Genomic DNA, 22,387 nt, shown 5'->3' with positions numbered 1-22,387 from the left:
GCGGCGCCGGTCAGGCGCCCGCGGCGGGGCCCGCGCGCCAGACCCACGGGGTGGCGCCCGGGCCGAGGGCCACCGCGCACAGTTGCTGTCCCGCGTCCGTGAGCAGCGAGGGCGTGCCCACGGGGACAAGGGAGCCCGCCGGGCGCCGTGGTTCGGAGCCGGGGTCCGCCGCGTCCTGGAGCTGTATCTGGCCGTTCACGGCCCGGCCCAGCACCATGACCGTGTCCTTGCCGCGGGCGGCCACGGACTGCGCGACGATCGGCCCGTAACCCGCGAAGTTCTCCAGACCGGTGCCGCTGACCTGCTCGGCGGCGGACACCTGCTGCCCGCCCCCGCCGCCGGGGACGAAGCGGTAGACCACCGGCTCCCGGGCCGCCGGGGTGCGGTAGACGACGTTCAGCCCGCCGTCGGGGCCGACGGCCGCCGCGGGCTGGTCACCGGGCTGGGGCAGGCCGGTCAGCGGCTGGTGGCGGACCGGCCCGGAGGGGGTGTCCTGGGCCCAGTGGTGCACGGTGTCGCGGCCCGCGCCGAAGACGTGCACACGCTTGTCCCGGTCCAGCACGACGGTCAGGCCGTCCTGGATCTCCTGGCCGTGCAGGCTCTGCCACTTCCCCCACCGGCCGTCGGGCTCGCGGACCCGGCTGGAGAGGCCCTTGCCGGCGTTGCGGACGAAGAGGTGGACCCGCCCGTCGGGGGTGGCGATCGCGGCCGGCATGCCGACGCGGCGGCCCCGGTCGGGCTTGCGCTCGGGGTTGCCGAGGCCACTCCAGGCCTTGAAGGCCCCGCCGGGCTCGCGCTGCTCCAGGACGGCGATCTCGCGGGTGTTGGCCCGGCTGTCGAGGGCGGAGAAGCGCAGCGCGAACAGCAGTCGGCGCCCGGCGCTGTCCTTGACCGAGGCGAGGGCGGGCGCGAGGGGGCCGCCGCCGAGGTTCTGCGGCGCGCCCCAGCGGCCGCTGCCGGGGGAGGACTCCACCCAGCGCACGGCCTGGGTGCCCAGCACGCCGTACGCCTCCAGGCGCCCGGCCCGGTCGGTGTCGGCCACGGGCATCGCGCCGGGGTAGCGGTAGTGGGTGGAGCGGATCCAGCCCTTGCGGTTCTTCAGCGGGCGGTCGCCGCCCTGGCCGTAGTCTCCGCAGCCGGCGGCGTTGGAGCATTCCCAGGACGGGTCCCCGCCGTACGCCTGGACCAGGCGGTGCTTGGCGTCCACGACGTCCTGCGGCAGATTGTGCGGCCAGCGCTGGTTGTAGTAGCCGCGGAAGGCGGTGGTGGTGAAGCGGGGCGCCCGGCCGTCGCGCTTGATGGTGTCGGCCGCCCACTGGGACATGGCCTTCCAGGAGAACAGCGCGGTCGGCGTGTGGTCGCGGTGGTCCGAGCACGCCCCGTAGTCGTTGTCCTTGGGGTGGGTGGCGTCGTGGACCTGGTAGTCGGGGTCGGGGTCCAGGGTGTGGATCACCGTCGGCTTGAACCGGTCCATGATCGCGGCCAGTGCGTCCACCAGCGTGTCGTGCCGGTAGGTGCTGACCGTGGTGCAGGGCGAGCCGGTGGAGACCAGGCTCTGCATGGCGGCGCGCGGGTCCTCCCACAGGTGCGGGATGCGCACGTTGTTCGCCGACTGCATGGCGATGTTCAGGAAGATCAGCCGGACCGTGTGCTTCCCGTCACTCAGCTCGTTGGCCTCGGCCTTCACGCCCCCGGGGAGGTCCATGACGGACTTCTTCCAGGCCGAGAACTTGTCCATGCCGATCATCTCGGCGTACGCCTGCCGCAGCCCCTGGTGCCGGGCGGAGGCGTAGGCGGCCTTGTCCGGCTTGGTCTTCGGCATCCCCTCGATCCAGTTCCGCCCGACCGCCTCGCCGGCCGTCACGTACACCGAGACGACGGGCACCCCGGCTCCGGCGATGTTCTCGGCGTCGGGGTTCATGAAGTACAGGTCGTCGTCGGGGTGCGCCATGATCTGCAGGAGCAGGGCGTGCTTGCCGTCGTCGAACGATTGTGTTGCCCTGGGGTCGACCGCCCGGGTGGGCTTCGAGCCGCCGGGCCGGTTCTTCCCGGAGTCGCCGCCGCTGCAGCCCACCGCGGTGACCAGCGTGGCCGCCGCCGCACCGGTGAGCGCGGCCCTGCGGGAGATGGCCCAGCGCGGTGAGATGTTCAACTCCGTGACTCCGTCCCGTCGTGCAGCGCCTGGTCCCCGGCTGCCCCAGCGTGTTAGGGGACGGCGAGGGAATCGCGTCGGTTGCCCAAGACCCGACAATGCCTGTTAACGGATTGGGCAAGATTCGGGTCGAGCGGCCGGTGCCGGAAGATACGGACGAGCCGGACGAGCCCGGACGAGGCAGTCGGGGCGGCGGGAAACTCAAGGCCCATAGTGTCCCGTATGTCGGCGGGGTGGTTTGACAACTGAGCCGGTCGGGGTACCTTCTTCGGCTGCGATTGGCGCACCTTCCCGCACGTATGGCACACTGTTCAGGTTGCTCGGTTGAGTGCCAATGCTGCGCGCCTCCCGCCGGGAGGACTGGAAGCGAGTCCCGCAGTACTCGTCACCGCACGCTCCTGCTGTTTCAGTAGGGGTACGGGGTGGAAGTACGGGAATCTTCCGGGAAGTGTCAGCGTGGCCCCGGCCAGGCGCTCGGTGGGTGCCCTTCCCCCACAGCCCCCTTCATCAGGGAATTTCCTTCGGGAGATTTTACTGGAAGGGGCGCGACACGCCCGACCGCGTGGGTCGGAGAAGGGTGGCGCTTCAGCAGAGGCGCAGCACACCGAGTCCCAGAGCGTTACGAGAGACAGGACTACGAAGTAGCCATGGCGGGACAGAAGATCCGCATCCGGCTCAAGGCCTACGACCACGAGGTCATCGACAGCTCGGCGAAGAAGATCGTCGAGACGGTGACGCGTACTGGTGCGTCGGTCGCGGGCCCGGTGCCGCTGCCCACTGAGAAGAACGTGTACTGCGTCATCAAGTCGCCGCACAAGTACAAGGACTCGCGCGAGCACTTCGAGATGCGCACGCACAAGCGCCTCATCGACATCCTCGACCCCACGCCGAAGACGGTTGACTCGCTCATGCGCCTCGACCTGCCGGCGGGCGTCGACATCGAGATCAAGCTCTGAGGTGACGCGCGAGATGGCTAAGAACATTAAGGGCGTCCTGGGCGAGAAGCTCGGCATGACCCAGGTCTGGGACGAGAACAACCGGGTTGTCCCGGTGACCGTCGTCAAGGCTGGGCCCTGCGTCGTCACCCAGGTCCGCACCAACGACAGCGACGGCTACGAGTCGGTCCAGATCGCCTTCGGCGAGATCGACCCGCGCAAGGTGAACAAGCCCCTCAAGGGTCACTTCGCCAAGGCCGACGTCACCCCGCGCCGCCACCTGGTGGAGCTGCGTACCGCTGACGCCAGCGAGTACACGCTCGGCCAGGAGATCACCGCTGCCGTGTTCGAGTCGGGCGTCAAGGTCGACGTCACCGGCAAGAGCAAGGGCAAGGGCTTCGCCGGTGTCATGAAGCGTCACAACTTCAAGGGCCTCGGCGCCGGTCACGGCACCCAGCGCAAGCACCGCTCCCCCGGTTCCATCGGTGGCTGCGCCACCCCGGGCCGTGTCTTCAAGGGTCTGCGCATGGCAGGCCGTATGGGCAACGAGCGGGTCACCACCCAGAACCTGACCGTCCACGCCGTTGACGCGGAGAAGGGCCTGCTCCTCATCAAGGGCGCGGTTCCTGGTCCGAACGGCGGCCTCGTCCTGGTCCGTACCGCGGCCAAGGGGGCCTGAGGTAACGATGAGCACCATTGACATCCTTTCGCCGGCAGGCGACAAGGCCGGGACCGTCGAGCTCCCCACGGAGATCTTCGACGCGAAGGTCAGCGTTCCGCTGATCCACCAGGTCGTCGTCGCCCAGCTGGCCGCTGCCCGTCAGGGCACGCACAAGACGAAGACTCGTGGCGAGGTCCGCGGCGGTGGCAAGAAGCCTTACCGCCAGAAGGGCACCGGCCGCGCGCGCCAGGGCTCGACCCGCGCCCCGCAGTTCGCCGGTGGTGGCGTCGTGCACGGTCCCGTGCCGCGTGACTACTCGCAGCGGACCCCGAAGAAGATGAAGGCCGCCGCCCTGCGCGGTGCCCTCACCGACCGGGCCCGCAACAGCCGCATCCACGTCGTCACCGGCGTGGTCGAGGGCGAGGTCTCCACCAAGGCCGCCAAGACGCTGTTCGGCAAGATCTCGGAGCGCAAGAACCTGCTCCTGGTCGTCGACCGCGCCGACGAGGCCGCGTGGCTGTCCGCCCGCAACCTGCCCCAGGTGCACATCCTGGAGCCGGGCCAGCTGAACACGTACGACGTGCTCGTCTCCGACGACGTGGTCTTCACGCAGGCTGCCTTCGAGCGCTTCGTGGCGGGCCCCGCCGCGGCCGCCAAGGCCACCGCTTCCGAGGCTGAGCTCGAAGGGAGCGACGCCTGATGAGCGAGCAGACTGCAGCGGTCATCACCAGCAAGACCTACACGGACCCCCGTGACATCCTGGTCAAGCCGGTGGTCTCCGAGAAGAGCTACGCGCTGCTGGACGAGAACAAGTACACGTTCATCGTCGACCCGCGCGCCAACAAGACCCAGATCAAGCAGGCCGTCGAGGCGGTCTTCTCGGTCAAGGTCACCGGGGTCAACACGATCAACCGCCAGGGCAAGCGCAAGCGCACCCGCACCGGTTTCGGCAAGCGCGCCAACACCAAGCGCGCCATCGTGACCCTTGCCGAGGGCGACCGTATCGACATCTTCGGCGGCCCGGTCTCCTAACGGAGTCCGAGTCGTCCGGAATCGGACGAGGACTGAGAAATGGGTATCCGCAAGTACAAGCCGACGACCCCGGGCCGTCGTGGCTCCAGCGTCGCCGACTTTGTCGAGATCACGCGGTCCACGCCGGAGAAGTCGCTGGTCCGCCCCCTGCACAGCAAGGGCGGCCGTAACAACGCCGGTCGTGTGACCGTTCGCCACCAGGGCGGTGGCCACAAGCGCGCCTACCGAGTGATCGACTTCCGTCGTCACGACAAGGACGGCGTGCCGGCCAAGGTCGCGCACATCGAGTACGACCCCAACCGCACCGCGCGCATCGCGCTCCTGCACTACGCAGACGGCGAGAAGCGCTACATCATCGCCCCGGCCAAGCTCGGCCAGGGTGACCGGATTGAGAACGGCCCTGGCGCCGACATCAAGCCGGGCAACAACCTCCCGCTGCGCAACATCCCGGTCGGTACCACGATCCACGCGATCGAGCTCCGTCCCGGTGGTGGCGCCAAGTTCGCCCGCTCCGCCGGTTCGTCCGTGCAGCTGCTGGCGAAGGAGGGCGCTTACGCCCACCTGCGCATGCCGTCCGGCGAGGTCCGCCTGGTCGACGTCCGCTGCCGCGCCACTGTTGGCGAGGTCGGCAACGCCGAGCAGTCGAACATCAACTGGGGCAAGGCCGGCCGTATGCGCTGGAAGGGCGTTCGCCCGACCGTCCGCGGTGTCGCGATGAACCCGGTTGACCACCCGCACGGTGGTGGTGAAGGCAAGACTTCCGGTGGTCGCCACCCGGTCTCGCCGTGGGGTCAGAAGGAGGGTCGTACTCGTTCGCCGAAGAAGGCGTCCAACAAGTACATCGTCCGCCGCCGCAAGACGAACAAGAAGCGCTAGGAGCGGGTTTAGATGCCGCGTAGTCTCAAGAAGGGGCCCTTCGTCGACGACCACCTCATCAAGAAGGTGGACGCTCAGAACGAAGCAGGTACCCACAACGTCATCAAGACCTGGTCCCGTCGCTCCATGATCGTGCCGGCCATGCTCGGCCACACGCTCGCGGTGCACAACGGCAAGACGCATGTCCCGGTGTTCGTCACCGAGTCCATGGTCGGCCACAAGCTCGGCGAGTTTGCGCCGACCCGCACCTTCCGCGGCCACGTCAAGGACGACCGCAAGTCGAAGCGCCGCTAAGGCGGGGTGCGAAGACTATGAACGACACCGAAGGGACAACCATGGAAGCCAGGGCCCAGGCGCGGTACATCCGCGTCACGCCCATGAAGGCCCGCCGCGTGGTGGACCTTATCCGTGGCATGGATGCCACGGAGGCTCAGGCGGTCCTGCGTTTCGCCCCGCAGGCCGCCAGCGTGCCGGTCGGCAAGGTGCTTGACAGCGCCCTTGCCAACGCCGCGCACAACTACGACCACACGGACGCCTCCTCGCTGGTCATCAGCGAGGCGTACGTCGACGAGGGCCCGACCCTGAAGCGGTTCCGTCCGCGTGCCCAGGGCCGTGCCTACCGGATCCGCAAGCGGACCAGCCACATCACCGTGGTCGTCAGCAGCAAGGAAGGAACCCGGTAATGGGCCAGAAGGTAAACCCGCACGGGTTCCGGCTCGGCATCACCACCGACTTCAAGTCGCGCTGGTACGCCGACAAGCTGTACAAGGACTACGTCAAGGAAGACGTTGCCATTCGTCGCATGATGACGAAGGGCATGGAGCGCGCCGGTATCTCGAAGGTTGAGATCGAGCGCACCCGCGACCGCGTCCGCGTCGACATCCACACCGCTCGTCCGGGCATCGTCATCGGCCGCCGTGGCGCCGAGGCCGACCGCATCCGCGGCGAGCTGGAGAAGCTGACCGGCAAGCAGGTCCAGCTGAACATCCTCGAGGTCAAGAACCCCGAGGTGGACGCTCAGCTGGTGGCCCAGGCCGTCGCCGAGCAGCTCTCCTCCCGCGTCTCCTTCCGTCGCGCCATGCGTAAGAGCATGCAGTCGACCATGAAGGCCGGCGCCAAGGGCATCAAGATCCAGTGCGGTGGCCGTCTCGGCGGCGCCGAGATGTCCCGCTCGGAGTTCTACCGCGAGGGCCGTGTGCCCCTGCACACGCTCCGCGCGAACGTGGACTACGGCTTCTTCGAGGCCAAGACGACCTTCGGTCGTATTGGTGTGAAGGTCTGGATCTACAAGGGCGACGTCAAGAACATCGCCGAGGTCCGCGCCGAGAACGCTGCCGCCCGTGCGGGCAACCGCCCGTCGCGCGGTGGCGCCCAGGACCGTCCGGCCCGTGGTGGCCGTGGCGGCGAGCGTGGCGGCCGCGGCCGCAAGCCGCAGCAGAGCGCTGCCGCCGAGGCCCCCAAGGCCGACGCGACCGCCGCTGCTCCGGCAGAGACCACCGGAACGGAGGCCTGACCGACATGCTGATCCCTCGCAGGGTCAAGCACCGCAAGCAGCACCACCCGAAGCGGTCGGGTATGGCCAAGGGCGGCACGGAGCTGGCGTTCGGCGAGTACGGCATCCAGGCCGTCACGCCGGCGTACGTCACCAACCGCCAGATCGAGTCCGCTCGTATCGCCATGACCCGTCACATCAAGCGTGGCGGCAAGGTGTGGATCAACATCTACCCGGACCGTCCGCTGACGAAGAAGCCTGCCGAGACCCGCATGGGTTCCGGTAAGGGTTCGCCGGAGTGGTGGATCGCGAACGTCAAGCCCGGTCGGGTGATGTTCGAACTGTCCTACCCGAACGAGAAGACTGCTCGTGAGGCGCTCACCCGCGCTGCTCACAAGCTTCCGATGAAGTGCCGGATTGTTCGGCGCGAGGCAGGTGAGTCGTGATGGCCGCTGGTATCAAGGCGACCGAGCTGCGTGAGCTGAACGACGAGGACCTCGTCGCGAAGCTCCGTGAGGCCAAGGAAGAGCTGTTCAACCTCCGCTTCCAGGCGGCGACCGGGCAGCTCGAGAACCACGGTCGGCTCAAGTCCGTCCGTAAGGACATCGCCCGGATCTACACCCTGATGCGCGAGCGCGAGCTGGGCATCGAGACGGTGGAGAGCGCCTGATGAGCGAGAAGAATGTGACTGAGACGAACGAGCGCGGCTTCCGCAAGACCCGTGAGGGTCTCGTCGTCAGCGACAAGATGGACAAGACCGTCGTCGTCGCCGTCGAGGACCGCGTCAAGCACGCGCTGTACGGCAAGGTCATCCGCCGTACGAACAAGCTCAAGGCGCACGACGAGCAGAACGCTGCCGGCGTCGGCGACCGCGTCCTCATCATGGAGACGCGTCCGCTGTCGGCGAGCAAGCGCTGGCGCATCGTCGAGATCCTCGAGAAGGCCAAGTAAGGAAATTCCCGCAAGGGAATTCCAAAGAAACCGTCTGAGGGGTTTCCCTCGGATAAGTTCCGCCAGGCTCGGCGTGGGGCTTCGGGCAACTGAAGCCCCCGCCGGGAACCGGCAGACGATCAGGAGATAGACGTGATCCAGCAGGAGTCGCGACTTCGCGTCGCCGACAACACTGGTGCCAAGGAGATCCTTTGCATCCGTGTTCTCGGTGGCTCGGGTCGCCGCTACGCGGGCATCGGTGACGTCATCGTCGCCACCGTCAAGGATGCGATCCCCGGTGGCAACGTGAAGAAGGGTGACGTCGTCAAGGCCGTCATCGTTCGCACCGTCAAGGAGCGCCGCCGTCCCGACGGCTCGTACATCCGTTTCGACGAGAACGCCGCTGTCGTTCTCAAGAACGACGGTGACCCCCGCGGCACCCGTATCTTCGGCCCGGTGGGCCGAGAGCTGCGCGAGAAGAAGTTCATGAAGATCGTCTCGCTCGCGCCGGAGGTGCTGTAACCGATGAAGATCAAGAAGGGCGACCTGGTTCAGGTCATCACCGGCAAGGACAAGGGCAAGCAGGGCAAGGTCATCGTGGCCATGCCCCGTGAGAACCGCGTCCTGGTCGAGGGTGTCAACCGGGTCAAGAAGCACACCAAGGCCGGCCAGACCGCTCGTGGTTCGCAGACCGGCGGCATTGTGACGACCGAGGCCCCCATCCACGTGAGCAACGTTCAGCTCGTCGTGGAGAAGGACGGCAAGAAGGTCGTCACTCGTGTCGGTTACCGCTTCGACGACGAGGGCAACAAGATCCGCGTTGCCAAGCGCACCGGTGAGGACATCTGATGACTGCCACCACCAACGCACCGCGTCTCAAGCAGCGCTACCGCGACGAGATCTCCGCGAAGCTCCGTGAGGAGTTCTCGTACGAGAACGTCATGCAGGTCCCCGGCCTGACCAAGATCGTGGTCAACATGGGTGTGGGCGACGCCGCCCGCGACTCCAAGCTGATCGACGGCGCGATTCGCGACCTCACCACGATCACGGGCCAGAAGCCGGCCGTGACCAAGGCCCGCAAGTCGATCGCGCAGTTCAAGCTGCGTGAGGGGCAGCCGATCGGCTGCCACGTCACCCTCCGCGGTGACCGCATGTGGGAGTTCCTGGACCGTACGCTGTCGCTCGCGCTGCCGCGCATCCGCGACTTCCGTGGTCTGTCCCCGAAGCAGTTCGACGGTCGGGGCAACTACACCTTCGGTCTCACGGAGCAGGTCATGTTCCACGAGATCGACCAGGACAAGATCGACCGCGTCCGGGGTATGGACATCACCGTGGTCACCACGGCGACCAACGACGACGAGGGCCGCGCCCTCCTTCGTCACCTCGGCTTCCCCTTCAAGGAGGCGTAAGCGAGATGGCGAAGAAGTCTCTTATTGCCAAGGCTGCCCGCAAGCCGAAGTTCGGTGTGCGCGCGTACACCCGCTGCCAGCGCTGCGGCCGCCCGCACTCCGTTTACCGCAAGTTCGGCCTCTGCCGCGTGTGCCTTCGTGAGATGGCTCACCGTGGCGAGCTGCCGGGCGTGACCAAGAGCTCCTGGTAACACCCCACTTGGGGTGTCCAGGGCTCTCGGTAAGCATCCTGGATGGCGGTCGCCCGACCTGATCTTGTCGCGTTGCGTTTTCGCTCGCGTACAGTAGAAGGGTTGGGCGCCCGCCGCCCATGACCGTCTTACTACGCCGTAGGTCCCCGCGCCGCACCCGTCCCGACTCTGCTCGGGGAGAGGGATGGCGCAGATAGGAAACCACGGCGAGAGAGGCCGAAGGCCAAACATGACCATGACCGATCCGATCGCAGACATGCTGACGCGTCTGCGAAACGCTAACTCGGCATACCACGACTCCGTGTCGATGCCGCACAGCAAGATCAAGTCGCACATCGCGGAGATCCTCCAGCAGGAGGGCTACATCACCGGCTGGAAGGTCGAGGACGCCGAGGTCGGCAAGTCCCTGACCCTCGAGCTGAAGTTCGGCCCGAACCGCGAGCGCTCGATCGCCGGCATCAAGCGCATCTCGAAGCCGGGCCTGCGGGTCTACGCAAAGTCCACCAACCTGCCGAAGGTCCTCGGCGGCCTGGGCGTGGCGATCATCTCCACGTCCCACGGTCTCCTGACCGGCCAGCAGGCCAGCAAGAAGGGCGTGGGTGGGGAAGTCCTCGCCTACGTCTGGTAATCGGGAACGGAGGAAAAGCCAATGTCGCGTATTGGACGGCTGCCCATCCAGGTTCCCGCTGGTGTGGACGTCACCATCGATGGCCGTACGGTGCACGTGAAGGGCCCCAAGGGTTCCCTCGCGCACGCCGTGTCCGCGCCCATCGAGATCGCTAAGGCCGAGGACGGCACTCTTGTCGTCACTCGTCCGAACGACGAGCGTCAGAACAAGGCCCTGCACGGCCTGTCCCGCACGCTGGTGGCGAACATGATCACCGGCGTGACCCAGGGCTACAGCAAGGCTCTTGAGATCAGCGGTGTCGGTTACCGCGTCCAGGCGAAGGGCTCCAACCTGGAGTTCGCCCTGGGCTACAGCCACCCGATCCTGATCGAGGCCCCCGAGGGCATCACCTTCAAGGTGGAGTCCCCGACCAAGCTCAGCGTCGAGGGCATCGACAAGCAGAAGGTCGGCGAGGTCGCCGCCAACATCCGCAAGCTTCGCAAGCCTGACCCTTACAAGGCCAAGGGCGTGAAGTATGCGGGTGAGGTCATCCGCCGCAAGGTCGGAAAGGCTGGTAAGTAAGCCATGGCATACGGTGTGAAGATCGCTAAGGGCGACGCCTACAAGCGTGCCGCCATTAAGCGTCGCCACATCCGCGTTCGTAAGCGGATTTCCGGCACGCCCGAGCGTCCCCGCCTCGTGGTGACGCGCTCGAACCGCCACATGGTGGCCCAGGTCATCGACGACATCGCGGGCCACACGCTCGCGTCGGCGTCGACCCTGGACTCGTCCATCCGTGGCGGCGAGGGTGACAAGAGCGCCCTGGCCAAGCAGGTCGGCGCGCTTGTCGCCGAGCGTGCGAAGGCCGCCGGCGTCGAGGCCGTCGTGTTCGACCGCGGTGGCAACCAGTACGCCGGGCGCATTGCCGCTCTGGCGGACGCCGCCCGCGAAGCCGGGCTGAAGTTCTAAGCCCCGGTTCCGGAGCTAGCGGACGTAACAGAGAGAGGTAAATCCAATGGCTGGACCCCAGCGCCGCGGAAGCGGTGCCGGTGGCGGCGAGCGGCGGGACCGGAAGGGTCGCGACGGTGGCGCTGCCGCCGAGAAGACCGCGTACGTTGAGCGCGTTGTCGCGATCAACCGCGTCGCCAAGGTTGTCAAGGGTGGTCGCCGCTTCAGCTTCACCGCGCTGGTCGTGGTGGGCGACGGTGACGGCACCGTAGGTGTCGGATACGGCAAGGCCAAGGAAGTTCCCGCGGCCATCGCCAAGGGCGTGGAAGAGGCCAAGAAGAACTTCTTCAAGGTCCCGCGCATCCAGGGCACCATCCCGCACCCCATCCAGGGCGAGAAGGCCGCGGGCGTCGTCCTGCTCAAGCCTGCTTCCCCCGGTACCGGTGTTATCGCCGGTGGCCCGGTGCGTGCGGTGCTCGAGTGCGCCGGCGTCCACGACATCCTGTCGAAGTCGCTCGGTTCTTCGAACCCGATCAACATCGTGCACGCCACGGTGACCGCGCTTCAGGGCCTTCAGCGCCCCGAGGAGATCGCGGCCCGTCGTGGCCTGCCGCTGGAAGACGTCGCCCCCGCCGCACTGCTGCGGGCGCGTGCCGGGGCGGGTGCGTAATGGCTCGCCTCAAGGTCACGCAGGTTAAGTCCTACATCGGTAGCAAGCAGAACCACCGCGACACCCTGCGTTCGCTCGGGCTCAAGCGCCTGAACGACGTGGTTGTCAAGGAGGACCGTCCCGAGATCCGCGGCATGGTGCAGACCGTCCGCCACCTCGTGACGGTTGAGGAGGTCGACTGACATGGCGGAGCAGAACCCGCTGAAGGTCCACAACCTCCGGCCCGCCCCGGGCGCCAAGACCGCCAAGACCCGTGTGGGTCGTGGTGAGGCGTCCAAGGGTAAGACCGCAGGTCGTGGTACCAAGGGCACCAAGGCCCGTTACCAGGTTCCGCAGCGCTTCGAGGGCGGGCAGATGCCCCTCCACATGCGTCTGCCGAAGCTCAAGGGCTTCAAGAACCCGTTCCGCGTCGAGTTCCAGGTGGTGAACCTGGACAAGCTGGCCGCGCTCTACCCGCAGGGTGGCGAGGTCACGGTGGCCGATCTGGTCGCCAAGGGCGCGGTTCGTAAGAACCAGCTCGTGAAGGTGCTCGGCACCGGCGAGATCTCCGTGGCGCTGCAGGTGACGGTTGACGCCGTCTCCGGCTCCGCCCAGGAGAAGATTGTCGCCGCTGGCGGCACCGTCACCGAGCTCGTCTGAGCTCGTTGATCTGACAACCGGGGATGTCCCAAAAGGGGCATCCCCGGTTGGTCGTTCCAAGGGGGGCACGGTCGCCGGTAAGGTGGCGTGCACTGTTACAGTCCGCGCGGCCATGAGTCCGTGCGGATTTTGACTGATATGTATTCGTCGATCCTCAAGACCGTCACCTCTCGCGCGGCTGCGTGAGGGGCGCAGGAGGCACCGTGCTCACCGCGTTCGCCCGGGCGTTCAAGACGCCCGACCTGCGCAAGAAGCTGCTGTTCACGCTGGGCATCATGGTGCTCTTCCGGCTCGGGGCGCACGTACCCGTTCCCGGCGTCGACTACCAGAACGTTCAGACGTGCATGGACCAGGCCAAGAGCGGTCAGGGCCTCTTCGGCCTCGTGAACATGTTCAGCGGTGGCGCGCTGCTGCAAATCACGATCTTCGCGCTCGGGATCATGCCGTACATCACGGCGAGCATCATCCTGCAGTTGCTCACCGTCGTCATTCCACGTCTGGAAGCCCTCAAGAAGGAGGGCCAGACCGGCCAGGCCAAGATCACGCAGTACACGCGTTATCTGACCGTCGCCCTCGCGATCCTGCAGGGCACCGGCCTGGTGGCCACCGCCAGCAACGGCGCGCTCTTCGGCAACTGCACCGTGGGCAACCAGATCGTGCCGGACAAGTCGATCTTCGCCACGGCCGTCATGGTCATCACGATGACCGCGGGCACCGCGCTGATCATGTGGCTCGGTGAGCTCATCACCGACCGCGGCATCGGCAACGGCATGTCGATCCTGATGTTCACGTCCATCGCCGCCGGCTTCCCGGGCGCCCTCTGGGCGATCAAGATGCAGGGCAACCTGATGGGCGGCTGGCTGGAGTTCGGCCTGGTCATCCTGTGCGGTCTGGCGATGGTCGGCCTCGTCGTCTTCGTCGAGCAGGCCCAGCGCAGGATCCCCGTTCAGTACGCCAAGCGCATGATCGGCCGTCGTTCCTACGGCGGCACGTCCACCTACATTCCGCTCAAGGTCAACCAGGCGGGCGTGATCCCGGTCATCTTCGCCTCGTCGCTGCTGTACATCCCGGCCCTGCTGGTGCAGTTCACCAACTCCAAGGCGGGCTGGGCGAACTGGGTCCAGGCCAACCTGGTCAAGGGTGACCACCCGATCTACATGGCCACGTACTTCCTGCTGATCGTCTTCTTCGCGTTCTTCTATGTCGCCATCTCCTTCAACCCCGAAGAAGTTGCCGACAATATGAAGAAGTATGGTGGGTTCATCCCGGGTATCCGGGCAGGACGTCCCACCGCGGAGTACCTGAGCTACGTGCTGAATCGCATCACGTGGCCCGGCTCTCTCTACCTGGGCCTGATCGCCCTCGTGCCGACCGTGGCTCTGGTCACACTTAACGCGGACCAGAACTTCCCGTTCGGTGGAACCAGCATCCTGATCATCGTCGGTGTTGGCCTGGAGACTGTGAAGCAGATCGAGAGCCAGCTTCAGCAGCGCAATTACGAAGGGTTCCTCCGCTGATGCGAATCGTCCTCGTCGGGCCGCCCGGCGCCGGCAAGGGAACGCAGGCCGCGTACCTTGCCAAGAACCTCGCGATCCCGCACATCTCGACGGGCGACCTCTTCCGGGCGAACATCAGCCAGGGCACACCGCTCGGGCAGAAGGCCCAGGAGTACATGCGCGCCGGCCAGCTCGTGCCGGACGAGGTCACCATCGGCATGGCCAAGGACCGCATGGAGCAGGCCGACGCCGCCGACGGCTTCCTGCTGGACGGCTTCCCGCGCAACCTGGCCCAGGCCGAGGCGCTGGACGGGATCCTGAAGGCCGACGGGCTGAAGCTCGACGCCGTCCTGGACCTGGAGGTCCCGGAGGACGAGGTCGTCAAGCGGATCGCCGGTCGCCGGATCTGCCGCAACGAGAGCAGCCACGTCTTCCACGCGATCTACAACCCGCCGAAGACCGAGGGTGTCTGCGACGCCTGCGGCGGCGAGCTGTACCAGCGCGAGGACGACAGCGAAGAGACCGTCCGCAAGCGCCTCGAGGTCTACCACAGCGAGACCGAGCCGATCATCGACTACTACAAGGCCCAGGGCCTCGTGGTGACGATCTCGGCGCTCGGCAAGGTCGCCGAGGTCACCCAGCGGGCCATGGCCGCGCTGGACCGCGACTGACCTCGCCGGTCACACCAGCAGTCTCATACGGCCGCGATGCCCGCACGGGCATCGCGGCCGTATTGTGTATGGGGCGGTCACGCCCCGCGCAGGACCGAGGACGCCCCGGGCTCGCCGGACCTCCTCCGACGCGCTCACGCCCTCGGGGCAGAGCCTGACGACGGTCCCGTGGGCCACCGTCACCAGATGCGTGGCGGCGAAAAGCCGCCGAGGTCCCATCCGTCGTTCAGAAAGGCGCCAGCCGTCATGGTCGAGATCAAGACCCCGGACCAGATCGCGAAGATGCGCGAGGCGGGGCTGGTCGTCGCCGCCATCCACGCCGCCACCCGGGAGGCGGCCGTACCCGGCGCCACGACCAAGGACCTGGACGAGGTGGCCCGCAAGGTGATCGCCGAGCACGGTGCGAAGTCGAACTTCCTGGGCTACGGCGGTTTCCCCGCCACGATCTGCACCTCGGTGAACGAGGTCGTCGTGCACGGCATCCCGGACTCCAAGACCGTCCTCAAGGACGGCGACATCATCTCCATCGACGCCGGCGCCATCATCGACGGCTGGCACGGTGACGCCGCCTTCACGGCCTTCGTGGGCACCGGGCACGCCCCGGAGCTGTTGGAGCTCTCCCGGGTGACCGAGGAGTCCATGTGGGCCGGTATCGCCGCCGTGAAGAACGGCAACCGCCTGGTGGACATCTCCCGGGCCATCGAGGGCTACATCCGCCGCCAGCCCCGCCCGGCGTCGGGGAAGTACGGGATCATCGAGGACTACGGCGGGCACGGCATCGGCAGCGAGATGCACATGGACCCGCACCTGCTGAACTACGTCTCCCGCAAGCGCGGCAAGGGCCCGAAGCTGGTCCCCGGCTTCTGCATCGCCATCGAGCCCATGGTCAGCCTCGGCACGGCCCGTACGCACGTCCTCGAGGACGACTGGACGGTCCTGACGGACGACGGCACCTGGTCCTCGCACTGGGAGCACTCCGTGGCGCTCACCGAGGAGGGCCCGCTGGTCCTCACGGCGGTCGACGGCGGCAAGGCGAAGCTCGCCGAGTACGGCGTCGTGGCGGCGCCCGACCCGCTGGCGTAGAGCCGGGTATGCGCCGGTCCCGCGGGAGCGGTCTCGCTCTGGTGAGCGAGGCCTGAGCCAGCTTAAGGATCTTTGCGGCGGGGCAATGGACCTGGATTAGTCTTTCCGGTTGCCCTGACGTAGACTGATGCGTCGGCTCTCGTGTATCCCCATGCCTGCGTCCGTATAGGTATGGGCTCAGGAGAGTCGATCAAGGTAGCCGATTCGAAAGGCGAAGCGTGGCCAAGAAGCAAGGTGCCATCGAGATCGAGGGCACCGTGATCGAGTCTCTGCCGAACGCGATGTTCAAGGTAGAGCTCCAGAACGGTCACAAGGTCCTCGCGCACATCAGCGGCAAGATGCGGATGCACTACATCCGCATCCTCCCGGATGACCGGGTCGTCGTGGAGCTGTCTCCCTACGACCTGACGCGTGGCCGGATCGTCTACCGCTACAAGTAGATCTTGTCGACGCCCCCCTTCGGTGGGGTGACGGCACTGACCCGGAGAACCTCACATCCCATGAAGGTCAAGCCGAGCGTCAAGAAGATCTGCGACAAGTGCAAGGTGATCCGCCGTCACGGCCGGGTCATGGTCATCTGCGACAACCTGCGCCACAAGCAGCGCCAGGGCTGACGCAGAACCTGCACCTCGCAGTACTTCGCGCGACGCAAGCGAATTTTTGTACATACGCAGACACCCGACCCCCGCGTGATCACGCGAGGGGACGACACCCCCGGCGGAGGCCGGGGACCCGGCTCGTAACTCTTACGGGAACGGTGCTGCGGAAGACCTCCGACACACAGGAGCCAATCAATGGCACGCCTTTCCGGCGTTGACCTTCCGCGCGACAAGCGCGTTGAGGTCGCCCTCACCTACGTCTTCGGCATCGGGCGCACCCAGTCGCAGAAGGCGCTGGAAGCGACCGGCGTCAACCCCAACACCCGCGTTCGTGACCTGGCCGAAGAGGACCTGGTCAAGCTCCGCGAGTACGTGGACGCGAACCTCAAGACCGAGGGTGACCTCCGTCGCGAGATCCAGGCCGACATCCGCCGCAAGGTCGAGATCGGCTGCTACCAGGGTCTGCGCCACCGTCGTGGCCTGCCCGTCCACGGTCAGCGCACCAGCACGAACGCTCGTACCCGCAAGGGCCCGCGTCGCGCGATCGCCGGCAAGAAGAAGCCGGGCAAGAAGTAGTCCTCAGCGGACGCTCATCAGCGGTCTTCGCTGTAGGACCGATCACCTCCACTCCACAGGAGTAAAGACATGCCTCCTAAGGGCCGTCAGGGTGCAGCCAAGAAGGTGCGCCGCAAGGAAAAGAAGAACGTCGCTCACGGGCACGCCCACATCAAGAGCACGTTCAACAACACCATCGTCTCGATCACGGACCCCACGGGCAACGTGATCTCCTGGGCCTCCGCCGGCCACGTCGGCTTCAAGGGCTCGCGCAAGTCCACTCCGTTCGCCGCGCAGATGGCCGCCGAGTCGGCTGCCCGTCGCGCGCAGGAGCACGGCATGCGCAAGGTCGACGTCTTCGTCAAGGGTCCGGGTTCCGGTCGTGAGACCGCCATCCGTTCGCTGCAGGCGACCGGCCTCGAGGTTGGCTCCATCCAGGACGTCACCCCGACCCCGCACAACGGCTGCCGTCCGCCCAAGCGTCGCCGCGTCTGATCCGACGGGCCGCGAGGCCCGCTGATCATCTTCGCGCCGCTTGACACGGCACACGGGCGGTACGGCTCCTTCGAGCCGTGCCGCCCGTACCCTTGGACCTAGGCATCAAATAGTGGGTGCCTAAGACTGGAAGGCAACATCTCATGCTGATCGCTCAGCGCCCCTCGCTGACCGAAGAGGTCGTCGACGAGTTCCGCTCCCGGTTCGTGATCGAGCCGCTGGAGCCGGGCTTCGGCTACACCCTCGGCAACTCCCTGCGTCGTACGCTCCTCTCCTCGATCCCGGGTGCGGCGGTCACGTCCATCCGCATCGACGGTGTCCTGCACGAGTTCACCACCGTGCCGGGCGTCAAGGAAGACGTCACCGACCTCATCCTCAACATCAAGCAGCTGGTCGTCTCCTCGGAGCACGACGAGCCGGTCGTGATGTACCTGCGCAAGCAGGGCCCCGGCCTGGTCACCGCTGCTGACATCGCCCCCCCGGCCGGCGTCGAGGTGCACAACCCCGACCTGGTCCTGGCGACCCTGAACGCCAAGGGCAAGCTGGAGATGGAGCTGACCGTCGAGCGCGGTCGCGGCTACGTCTCCGCCGTCCAGAACAAGCAGGTGGGCCAGGAGATCGGCCGTATCCCGGTCGACTCCATCTACTCGCCGGTTCTCAAGGTCACCTACAAGGTCGAGGCGACCCGTGTCGAGCAGCGCACCGACTTCGACAAGCTGATCGTCGACGTCGAGACCAAGCAGGCCATGCGCCCGCGTGACGCCATGGCGTCCGCCGGTAAGACCCTGGTCGAGCTGTTCGGTCTGGCCCGCGAGCTCAACATCGACGCCGAGGGCATCGACATGGGCCCGTCCCCCACGGACGCCGCTCTTGCCGCCGACCTGGCGCTGCCGATCGAGGAGCTCGAGCTCACGGTCCGCTCGTACAACTGCCTCAAGCGTGAGGGCATCCACTCCGTGGGTGAGCTCGTCGCCCGCTCCGAGGCCGACCTGCTCGACATCCGCAACTTCGGTGCGAAGTCGATCGACGAGGTCAAGGCGAAGCTGGCCGGCATGGGCCTGGCCCTCAAGGACAGCCCGCCCGGATTCGACCCGACCGCCGCTGCCGACGCCTTTGGCGCCGACGACGACGCGGACGCGGGTTTCGTCGAGACCGAGCAGTACTGATCCTGACCCGTCCGGCGGCTGAGGCCTTGTCCTCAATCGCCGGACGGGCTTGATTCGGCCGGGGCAGGTACGCCTGCCCCGGCGCACCAAGACTTCTGGTGGGCAACCGTCCACCGGACCTGACATCGGTACCTGATACGGCCGGTGCAGAGAACAAGGAGAAACACCATGCCGCGTCCCGCAAAGGGTGCCCGTCTGGGCGGCAGCGCCGCGCACGAGAAGCTGCTCCTGGCGAACCTTGCCAAGTCGCTCTTCGAGCACGGCCGCATCACCACCACCGAGGCCAAGGCCCGTCGCCTTCGTCCGGTCGCCGAGCGTCTGATCACCAAGGCGAAGAAGGGCGACATCCACAACCGTCGCCAGGTGCTGCAGACGATCACGGACAAGAGCATCGTCCACGTGCTCTTCACCGAGATCGCCCCGCGTTTCGCCGAGCGTCCGGGTGGTTACACCCGTATCACGAAGATCGGCAACCGTCGTGGCGACAACGCCCCGATGGCCGTGATCGAGCTCGTCGAGGGCGAGATCGCCAAGAAGGCGACCGTCGCCGAGGCCGAGGCCGCCACCAAGCGTGCGGTCAAGGAGTCCGAGGCTGCTGCCGAGGCTCCGGCCGAGGAGTCCAAGGACGCCTGACGCATTTGATGCGTGTGTACGGACGGGTCCGCTCCCTCTTGCCAGGGGGCGGGCCCGTCCCGCATTTCTGAGAGGAACTCTGGTGAGTGACGAGGCGGAGCCCGGTTTCGTCCGGGTGCGGCTGGACCTGTCGTACGACGGCAAGGACTTCTCCGGCTGGGCCAAGCAGCGCGCGGGACAGCGCACGGTGCAGGGCGAGATCGAGAACGCGCTCCGGACGGTGACCCGTTCCGACGTGACCTACGAGCTGACGGTCGCCGGCCGTACGGACTCGGGTGTGCACGCGCGCGGGCAGGTCGCGCACGTCGATCTGCCGGTCGAGGTGTGGGCCGAGCACGAGGAGAAGCTGCTGCGCCGGCTCGCCGGCCGACTCTCGCACGATGTGCGGGTGTGGAAGGTCGCGGAGGCACCGGCCGGTTTCAACGCCCGCTTCTCGGCGGTCTGGCGGCGGTACGCCTATCGGGTGGTCGACCACATCGGTGGTGTCGATCCGCTGTTGCGCGGTCATGTCCTGTGGCACGACTGGCCGTTGGACGTCGAGGCGATGAACGCCGCCTCGCAGGCGCTGCTCGGTGAGCACGACTTCGCCGCGTACTGCAGGAAGCGTGAGGGGGCGACGACCATCCGTACGCTCCAGCAGCTGAGTTGGGAGCGCGACGCGTCCGGTGTCGTCACCGCGACCGTACGGGCGGACGCCTTCTGTCACAACATGGTGCGTTCGCTGGTGGGCGCGCTGCTGTTCGTCGGCGACGGGCACCGGCCGGTGGAGTGGCCCGGCAAGGTGCTGGCCGCGCGGGTGCGGGATTCCGCGGTGCATGTGGTGCGGCCGCACGGGCTGACGCTGGAGGAGGTCGGGTATCCGGCCGACTCTGCGCTTGCCGCGCGTAACCGGGAAGCGCGCAACAAGCGGACGCTGCCTGGTGGGGGTTGCTGCTAGGGAGTCGGGGCTCCGCCCCGGGCCCCGGTCCTCAATCGCCGGACGGGCTGTTTTGTCGCCCGTCCGGCCGGCCCCTTCTTAATCCCCGTCCGGCGCTGGGCAGCTGACTGCCAAATCGCTGTTGACCGTGAAGTACGGGCGGACGCCGTCCACGGTCGGGTAGAGGTCCGTCTTGTTGCGGTCGACGATGTCGCCGACGAGTCGGGCGATCTTGATGGGTTCGCCGTCCGGGGTCAGCCGCAGGGCCAGGTCCCAGACGGTGTTCTCGCCGACCGCGCGGGCGGCGCGCAGCCGGTCGTAGGGCAGGGCGACGGTGAAGGCCGTCTTGTCCACGACGATCGCCTCCGCCGTCACCGGCTCGGCACCTTCGACGCGCGGTGTGCCGACGACGATCGGGTTGCTCTCCGAGGTGAACTCGACGCCGTGCAGGGTTCCTTCGACCATCAGCGCGGCACCGCCCTGGCGCACCGCGCGGGCCTCCGCGTGCCGGGTGCGGTGCCAGGCGCGCAGCGCGAGGTAGCCGTCGACGGTCGGGTAGGGGATCCACCAGGTGAACGGGGTGCCGGGCAGCGGTTCCAGCTCCACCAGGCCGCGGCCTTCGGCGAGATGGGAGACGACCCGGCGGCGGGCGCCGTCCTCGCCCCGGACGACGTGCAGGTCCCAGCGGCCTTCTCCGAGGCGCAGTTCGCGGCGGTCGAGGACGGCCGTCCAGGGGCCGGTCGCGGTGGTCGGCTGCCGGAGGGGGACGCTGACGGGCTTGCCCTCCTTGCGGCGAGTGACCGTCAGGGAGAGGTTGTCGCCGGAGAGGCCCTTGCGGTCGACGGAGACGTGGATGTTGCCGTCGGCGTCGACGCGGCAGGAGGCGGTGCAGCGCAGCGGCTTGCGGACGATTTCCTTGAGGGCCGCCTTCACCGTGGGCTTGGCGGGCTTGGCCACGGTGCGGCGCAGCGGGCGGATGATCTTCCCGGCGGTGCGGCGCAGCATTTTCGCCAGCGGTACGGGTGCGGACGCGGCCTCGTCCGTGGTCGTGCGGGCCGTGGTGGTGGCGGTGGTGTCGCCGCCCAGGCTCGCGATCAGCTCCTCGTACTGCCGGGCGATGGAGTCCGGGTGGTAGCGCTCGGCGGAGACGCGGGCGGCGCGGCCCATGGCGCGGCGGAGTTCGTCGTCCTCGATGAGTTTGAGGAGGCCCTTGGCGATGCCGTCGGCGTCGCCGACGGGGACGAGGAGGCCGTCGGTGCCGTCGTTGATGATCTCGCCGGGCCCGTGCGGGCAGTCGGTGGCGACGACGGGGACACCGCAGTTCATCGCCTCGACGATCGTCATGCCGAAGGACTCCTCGCGGGAGGTCACGGCGGCGATGGAGCCCTTGGCCCACTCGGTCTCGATGGGGGAGTGGGCGCCCATGAGCGTGATGTGCTCGTTCAGGCCGAGCGTGTCGATCTGCTCGCGCAGCTTGGCCTGCTGGGGGCCGCGGCCGTAGATGCGCAGGCGCCAGTCGGGGTGGGCGGCGGCGACGGTGGCCCAGGCCTTGACCAGCAGGTCGTAGCGCTTGACGGGGATGAGGCGGCCCGCGGCGACGACCAGCTTGGCGCTGCCGTCGGAGGGCTCGACCTCGGACGCCGGGACGCCGTTCGGCAGGGCGATCAGCTTGGTCCTGATCCCCGGGAACTGCTCGCGGTGGGTGGTCGCGTCGGCCTCGGAGACGGCGGTGTGCGCGTCGAGGTGCGGGATGGCGCGGTCCTGGGCGGCGCGGATGTTCGGCTCGTGGGTGCCGTAGATCCGGTGCTCCTGGCCGATCCGCAGATAGCGGTCCTGCCCGAACTCGGCGAGGTACATCACCAGGCCGGGCCGGGTGGCGATCACGACGTCGGCGTCGGTGCGGGCGAGGTGCTCGGCGACGCGCTTGTCGGTGAGGGCGCTGAAGTGGGCGCCCTTGGCCTCGACGGGCGGGACGTGTGCGCTGTCCTGCTGGAGCAGCGGGTTGTCCCGGTCGGCGCCGGTCTCGGCCCGGGTGTCGACGAGGTGGACGAGCTTGACCTTGCCGTGCAGGGGGAGCTTGGGCGTGCCACCGGTTCTGTGGATCGACACGATCTCCACGTCGTGCCGGGCGGCGAGCGCGCCGGCGACGTTGAACGTGGAGCGGATGGTGCCGCCGATGCCGTAGGCGTTCTGCAAAAGGAAAGAGATCTTCATGGCGGTGTGTGCGCGGC

At 67.5% G+C, this 22,387-nt stretch carries 33 protein-coding genes; 31 read left to right on the top strand and 2 right to left on the bottom strand.

All coding sequences use genetic code 11. The features are described 5' to 3' along the window. Positions 1 to 10: 10 nt before the first annotated feature. Positions 11 to 2,152 (bottom strand): PIG-L family deacetylase, encoded by a 2,142-nt coding sequence (locus AB8O64_RS16070; RefSeq protein ID WP_370419765.1) that lies wholly within the window; start codon positions 2,150 to 2,152, stop codon positions 11 to 13. A gap of 647 nt (positions 2,153 to 2,799) precedes the next feature. Between AB8O64_RS16070 and rpsJ the strand changes: the two genes are divergently transcribed. The 31 genes from rpsJ to truA all read left to right on the top strand — a co-directional run bounded on the left by rpsJ (position 2,800) and on the right by truA (position 20,177). Further along, on the top strand, positions 2,800 to 3,108 hold the full coding sequence (gene rpsJ, locus AB8O64_RS16065) for a 30S ribosomal protein S10 (protein WP_003948644.1): 309 nt from the start codon (positions 2,800 to 2,802) through the stop codon (positions 3,106 to 3,108). 13 nt (positions 3,109 to 3,121) lie between these two features. Beyond that, entirely contained in the window at positions 3,122 to 3,766 is a 645-nt protein-coding gene (gene rplC / locus AB8O64_RS16060; protein ID WP_086567349.1) for a 50S ribosomal protein L3, read from the top strand. A 7-nt stretch (positions 3,767 to 3,773) separates the two neighbouring features. Continuing rightward, the gene (gene rplD / locus AB8O64_RS16055; protein ID WP_130878984.1) at positions 3,774 to 4,448 is read left to right on the top strand and encodes a 50S ribosomal protein L4; all 675 of its coding nucleotides are present in this window, start codon (positions 3,774 to 3,776) and stop codon (positions 4,446 to 4,448) included. Then, a complete protein-coding gene (gene rplW / locus AB8O64_RS16050; protein ID WP_130878985.1) occupies positions 4,448 to 4,780 on the top strand; it encodes a 50S ribosomal protein L23 in 333 nt (110 codons plus the stop codon). The genes rplD and rplW overlap by 1 nt, the downstream gene beginning before the upstream one ends. Before the next feature lie 39 nt (positions 4,781 to 4,819). Continuing rightward, positions 4,820 to 5,656, top strand: a complete 837-nt coding sequence (rplB, locus tag AB8O64_RS16045) for a 50S ribosomal protein L2 (RefSeq protein ID WP_130878986.1) — start codon at positions 4,820 to 4,822, stop codon at positions 5,654 to 5,656. Between the two features lie 12 nt (positions 5,657 to 5,668). Then, on the top strand, positions 5,669 to 5,950 hold the full coding sequence (gene rpsS / locus AB8O64_RS16040; protein ID WP_030890751.1) for a 30S ribosomal protein S19: 282 nt from the start codon (positions 5,669 to 5,671) through the stop codon (positions 5,948 to 5,950). Between the two features lie 41 nt (positions 5,951 to 5,991). Beyond that, positions 5,992 to 6,339, top strand: a complete 348-nt coding sequence (gene rplV, locus AB8O64_RS16035) for a 50S ribosomal protein L22 (protein ID WP_370419764.1) — start codon at positions 5,992 to 5,994, stop codon at positions 6,337 to 6,339. Then, positions 6,339 to 7,169 carry a 30S ribosomal protein S3 gene (gene rpsC / locus AB8O64_RS16030; RefSeq protein WP_130878987.1) on the top strand — a complete coding sequence of 277 codons (831 nt, stop codon included), beginning with the start codon at positions 6,339 to 6,341 and terminating at the stop codon, positions 7,167 to 7,169. The genes rplV and rpsC overlap by 1 nt, the downstream gene beginning before the upstream one ends. Before the next feature lie 5 nt (positions 7,170 to 7,174). Next, positions 7,175 to 7,594 (top strand): 50S ribosomal protein L16, encoded by a 420-nt coding sequence (rplP, locus tag AB8O64_RS16025; RefSeq protein ID WP_130878988.1) that lies wholly within the window; start codon positions 7,175 to 7,177, stop codon positions 7,592 to 7,594. After that, on the top strand, positions 7,594 to 7,818 hold the full coding sequence (gene rpmC, locus AB8O64_RS16020; RefSeq protein WP_030368408.1) for a 50S ribosomal protein L29: 225 nt from the start codon (positions 7,594 to 7,596) through the stop codon (positions 7,816 to 7,818). The genes rplP and rpmC overlap by 1 nt, the downstream gene beginning before the upstream one ends. Further along, positions 7,818 to 8,099: a 30S ribosomal protein S17 gene (gene rpsQ, locus AB8O64_RS16015; protein WP_030026328.1), complete on the top strand. Its 282-nt coding sequence runs from the start codon at positions 7,818 to 7,820 to the stop codon at positions 8,097 to 8,099. Before rpmC ends, rpsQ begins: the two co-directional genes overlap by 1 nt. A gap of 132 nt (positions 8,100 to 8,231) precedes the next feature. Beyond that, entirely contained in the window at positions 8,232 to 8,600 is a 369-nt protein-coding gene (gene rplN / locus AB8O64_RS16010) for a 50S ribosomal protein L14 (protein WP_099199421.1), read from the top strand. A gap of 3 nt (positions 8,601 to 8,603) precedes the next feature. Next, on the top strand, positions 8,604 to 8,927 hold the full coding sequence (gene rplX / locus AB8O64_RS16005) for a 50S ribosomal protein L24 (protein ID WP_130878989.1): 324 nt from the start codon (positions 8,604 to 8,606) through the stop codon (positions 8,925 to 8,927). After that, on the top strand, positions 8,927 to 9,487 hold the full coding sequence (gene rplE / locus AB8O64_RS16000) for a 50S ribosomal protein L5 (protein ID WP_130878990.1): 561 nt from the start codon (positions 8,927 to 8,929) through the stop codon (positions 9,485 to 9,487). The genes rplX and rplE overlap by 1 nt, the downstream gene beginning before the upstream one ends. Positions 9,488 to 9,492: 5 nt before the next feature. Further along, positions 9,493 to 9,678, top strand: a complete 186-nt coding sequence (locus AB8O64_RS15995) for a type Z 30S ribosomal protein S14 (protein ID WP_030368403.1) — start codon at positions 9,493 to 9,495, stop codon at positions 9,676 to 9,678. A 229-nt stretch (positions 9,679 to 9,907) separates the two neighbouring features. Next, positions 9,908 to 10,306: a 30S ribosomal protein S8 gene (gene rpsH, locus AB8O64_RS15990; protein ID WP_087927570.1), complete on the top strand. Its 399-nt coding sequence runs from the start codon at positions 9,908 to 9,910 to the stop codon at positions 10,304 to 10,306. A gap of 21 nt (positions 10,307 to 10,327) precedes the next feature. Continuing rightward, positions 10,328 to 10,867 (top strand): 50S ribosomal protein L6, encoded by a 540-nt coding sequence (gene rplF / locus AB8O64_RS15985; RefSeq protein WP_130878991.1) that lies wholly within the window; start codon positions 10,328 to 10,330, stop codon positions 10,865 to 10,867. 3 nt (positions 10,868 to 10,870) lie between these two features. Beyond that, the gene (gene rplR / locus AB8O64_RS15980) at positions 10,871 to 11,254 is read left to right on the top strand and encodes a 50S ribosomal protein L18 (protein ID WP_130878992.1); all 384 of its coding nucleotides are present in this window, start codon (positions 10,871 to 10,873) and stop codon (positions 11,252 to 11,254) included. A 46-nt stretch (positions 11,255 to 11,300) separates the two neighbouring features. Then, on the top strand, positions 11,301 to 11,903 hold the full coding sequence (gene rpsE, locus AB8O64_RS15975; protein ID WP_116212431.1) for a 30S ribosomal protein S5: 603 nt from the start codon (positions 11,301 to 11,303) through the stop codon (positions 11,901 to 11,903). After that, on the top strand, positions 11,903 to 12,085 hold the full coding sequence (gene rpmD, locus AB8O64_RS15970) for a 50S ribosomal protein L30 (RefSeq protein WP_087927574.1): 183 nt from the start codon (positions 11,903 to 11,905) through the stop codon (positions 12,083 to 12,085). Before rpsE ends, rpmD begins: the two co-directional genes overlap by 1 nt. A 1-nt stretch (position 12,086) precedes the next feature. Beyond that, positions 12,087 to 12,542, top strand: a complete 456-nt coding sequence (gene rplO, locus AB8O64_RS15965) for a 50S ribosomal protein L15 (protein WP_130878993.1) — start codon at positions 12,087 to 12,089, stop codon at positions 12,540 to 12,542. 203 nt (positions 12,543 to 12,745) lie between these two features. Next, entirely contained in the window at positions 12,746 to 14,059 is a 1,314-nt protein-coding gene (secY, locus tag AB8O64_RS15960) for a preprotein translocase subunit SecY (protein ID WP_130878994.1), read from the top strand. Continuing rightward, entirely contained in the window at positions 14,059 to 14,709 is a 651-nt protein-coding gene (locus AB8O64_RS15955) for an adenylate kinase (protein ID WP_370419763.1), read from the top strand. Before secY ends, AB8O64_RS15955 begins: the two co-directional genes overlap by 1 nt. Positions 14,710 to 14,955: 246 nt before the next feature. After that, on the top strand, positions 14,956 to 15,792 hold the full coding sequence (gene map, locus AB8O64_RS15950) for a type I methionyl aminopeptidase (protein WP_370419762.1): 837 nt from the start codon (positions 14,956 to 14,958) through the stop codon (positions 15,790 to 15,792). 218 nt (positions 15,793 to 16,010) lie between these two features. Continuing rightward, complete coding sequence (infA, locus tag AB8O64_RS15945; protein ID WP_003956442.1) at positions 16,011 to 16,232, top strand: translation initiation factor IF-1; 222 nt, start codon at positions 16,011 to 16,013, stop codon at positions 16,230 to 16,232. A 60-nt stretch (positions 16,233 to 16,292) separates the two neighbouring features. Further along, on the top strand, positions 16,293 to 16,406 hold the full coding sequence (gene rpmJ, locus AB8O64_RS15940; RefSeq protein WP_003956441.1) for a 50S ribosomal protein L36: 114 nt from the start codon (positions 16,293 to 16,295) through the stop codon (positions 16,404 to 16,406). A 180-nt stretch (positions 16,407 to 16,586) separates the two neighbouring features. Continuing rightward, entirely contained in the window at positions 16,587 to 16,967 is a 381-nt protein-coding gene (rpsM, locus tag AB8O64_RS15935; RefSeq protein WP_130878997.1) for a 30S ribosomal protein S13, read from the top strand. 69 nt (positions 16,968 to 17,036) lie between these two features. Continuing rightward, positions 17,037 to 17,441, top strand: coding sequence for a 30S ribosomal protein S11 (gene rpsK, locus AB8O64_RS15930; protein WP_003948617.1), 405 nt, complete (start codon positions 17,037 to 17,039; stop codon positions 17,439 to 17,441). 143 nt (positions 17,442 to 17,584) lie between these two features. Beyond that, positions 17,585 to 18,607, top strand: a complete 1,023-nt coding sequence (locus AB8O64_RS15925; RefSeq protein WP_004946635.1) for a DNA-directed RNA polymerase subunit alpha — start codon at positions 17,585 to 17,587, stop codon at positions 18,605 to 18,607. Positions 18,608 to 18,775: 168 nt separating this feature from the next. Further along, a complete protein-coding gene (gene rplQ / locus AB8O64_RS15920) occupies positions 18,776 to 19,240 on the top strand; it encodes a 50S ribosomal protein L17 (protein WP_130878998.1) in 465 nt (154 codons plus the stop codon). A gap of 82 nt (positions 19,241 to 19,322) precedes the next feature. Continuing rightward, entirely contained in the window at positions 19,323 to 20,177 is an 855-nt protein-coding gene (truA, locus tag AB8O64_RS15915; protein WP_365372477.1) for a tRNA pseudouridine(38-40) synthase TruA, read from the top strand. 78 nt (positions 20,178 to 20,255) lie between these two features. On the opposite strand, the gene AB8O64_RS15910 is transcribed toward truA, so the two are convergent. Next, positions 20,256 to 22,370, bottom strand: a complete 2,115-nt coding sequence (locus tag AB8O64_RS15910; RefSeq protein WP_370419761.1) for a glycosyltransferase family 4 protein — start codon at positions 22,368 to 22,370, stop codon at positions 20,256 to 20,258. Positions 22,371 to 22,387: the final 17 nt, after the last annotated feature.

It is taken from the genome of Streptomyces sp. QH1-20, from assembly GCF_041283565.1.
Classification (GTDB): Bacteria; Actinomycetota; Actinomycetes; order Streptomycetales; family Streptomycetaceae; genus Streptomyces; species Streptomyces syringius.
The sequence above is the reverse complement of the archived record's forward strand: the minus strand, read 5'-3'. Positions and strand labels throughout refer to the sequence as shown.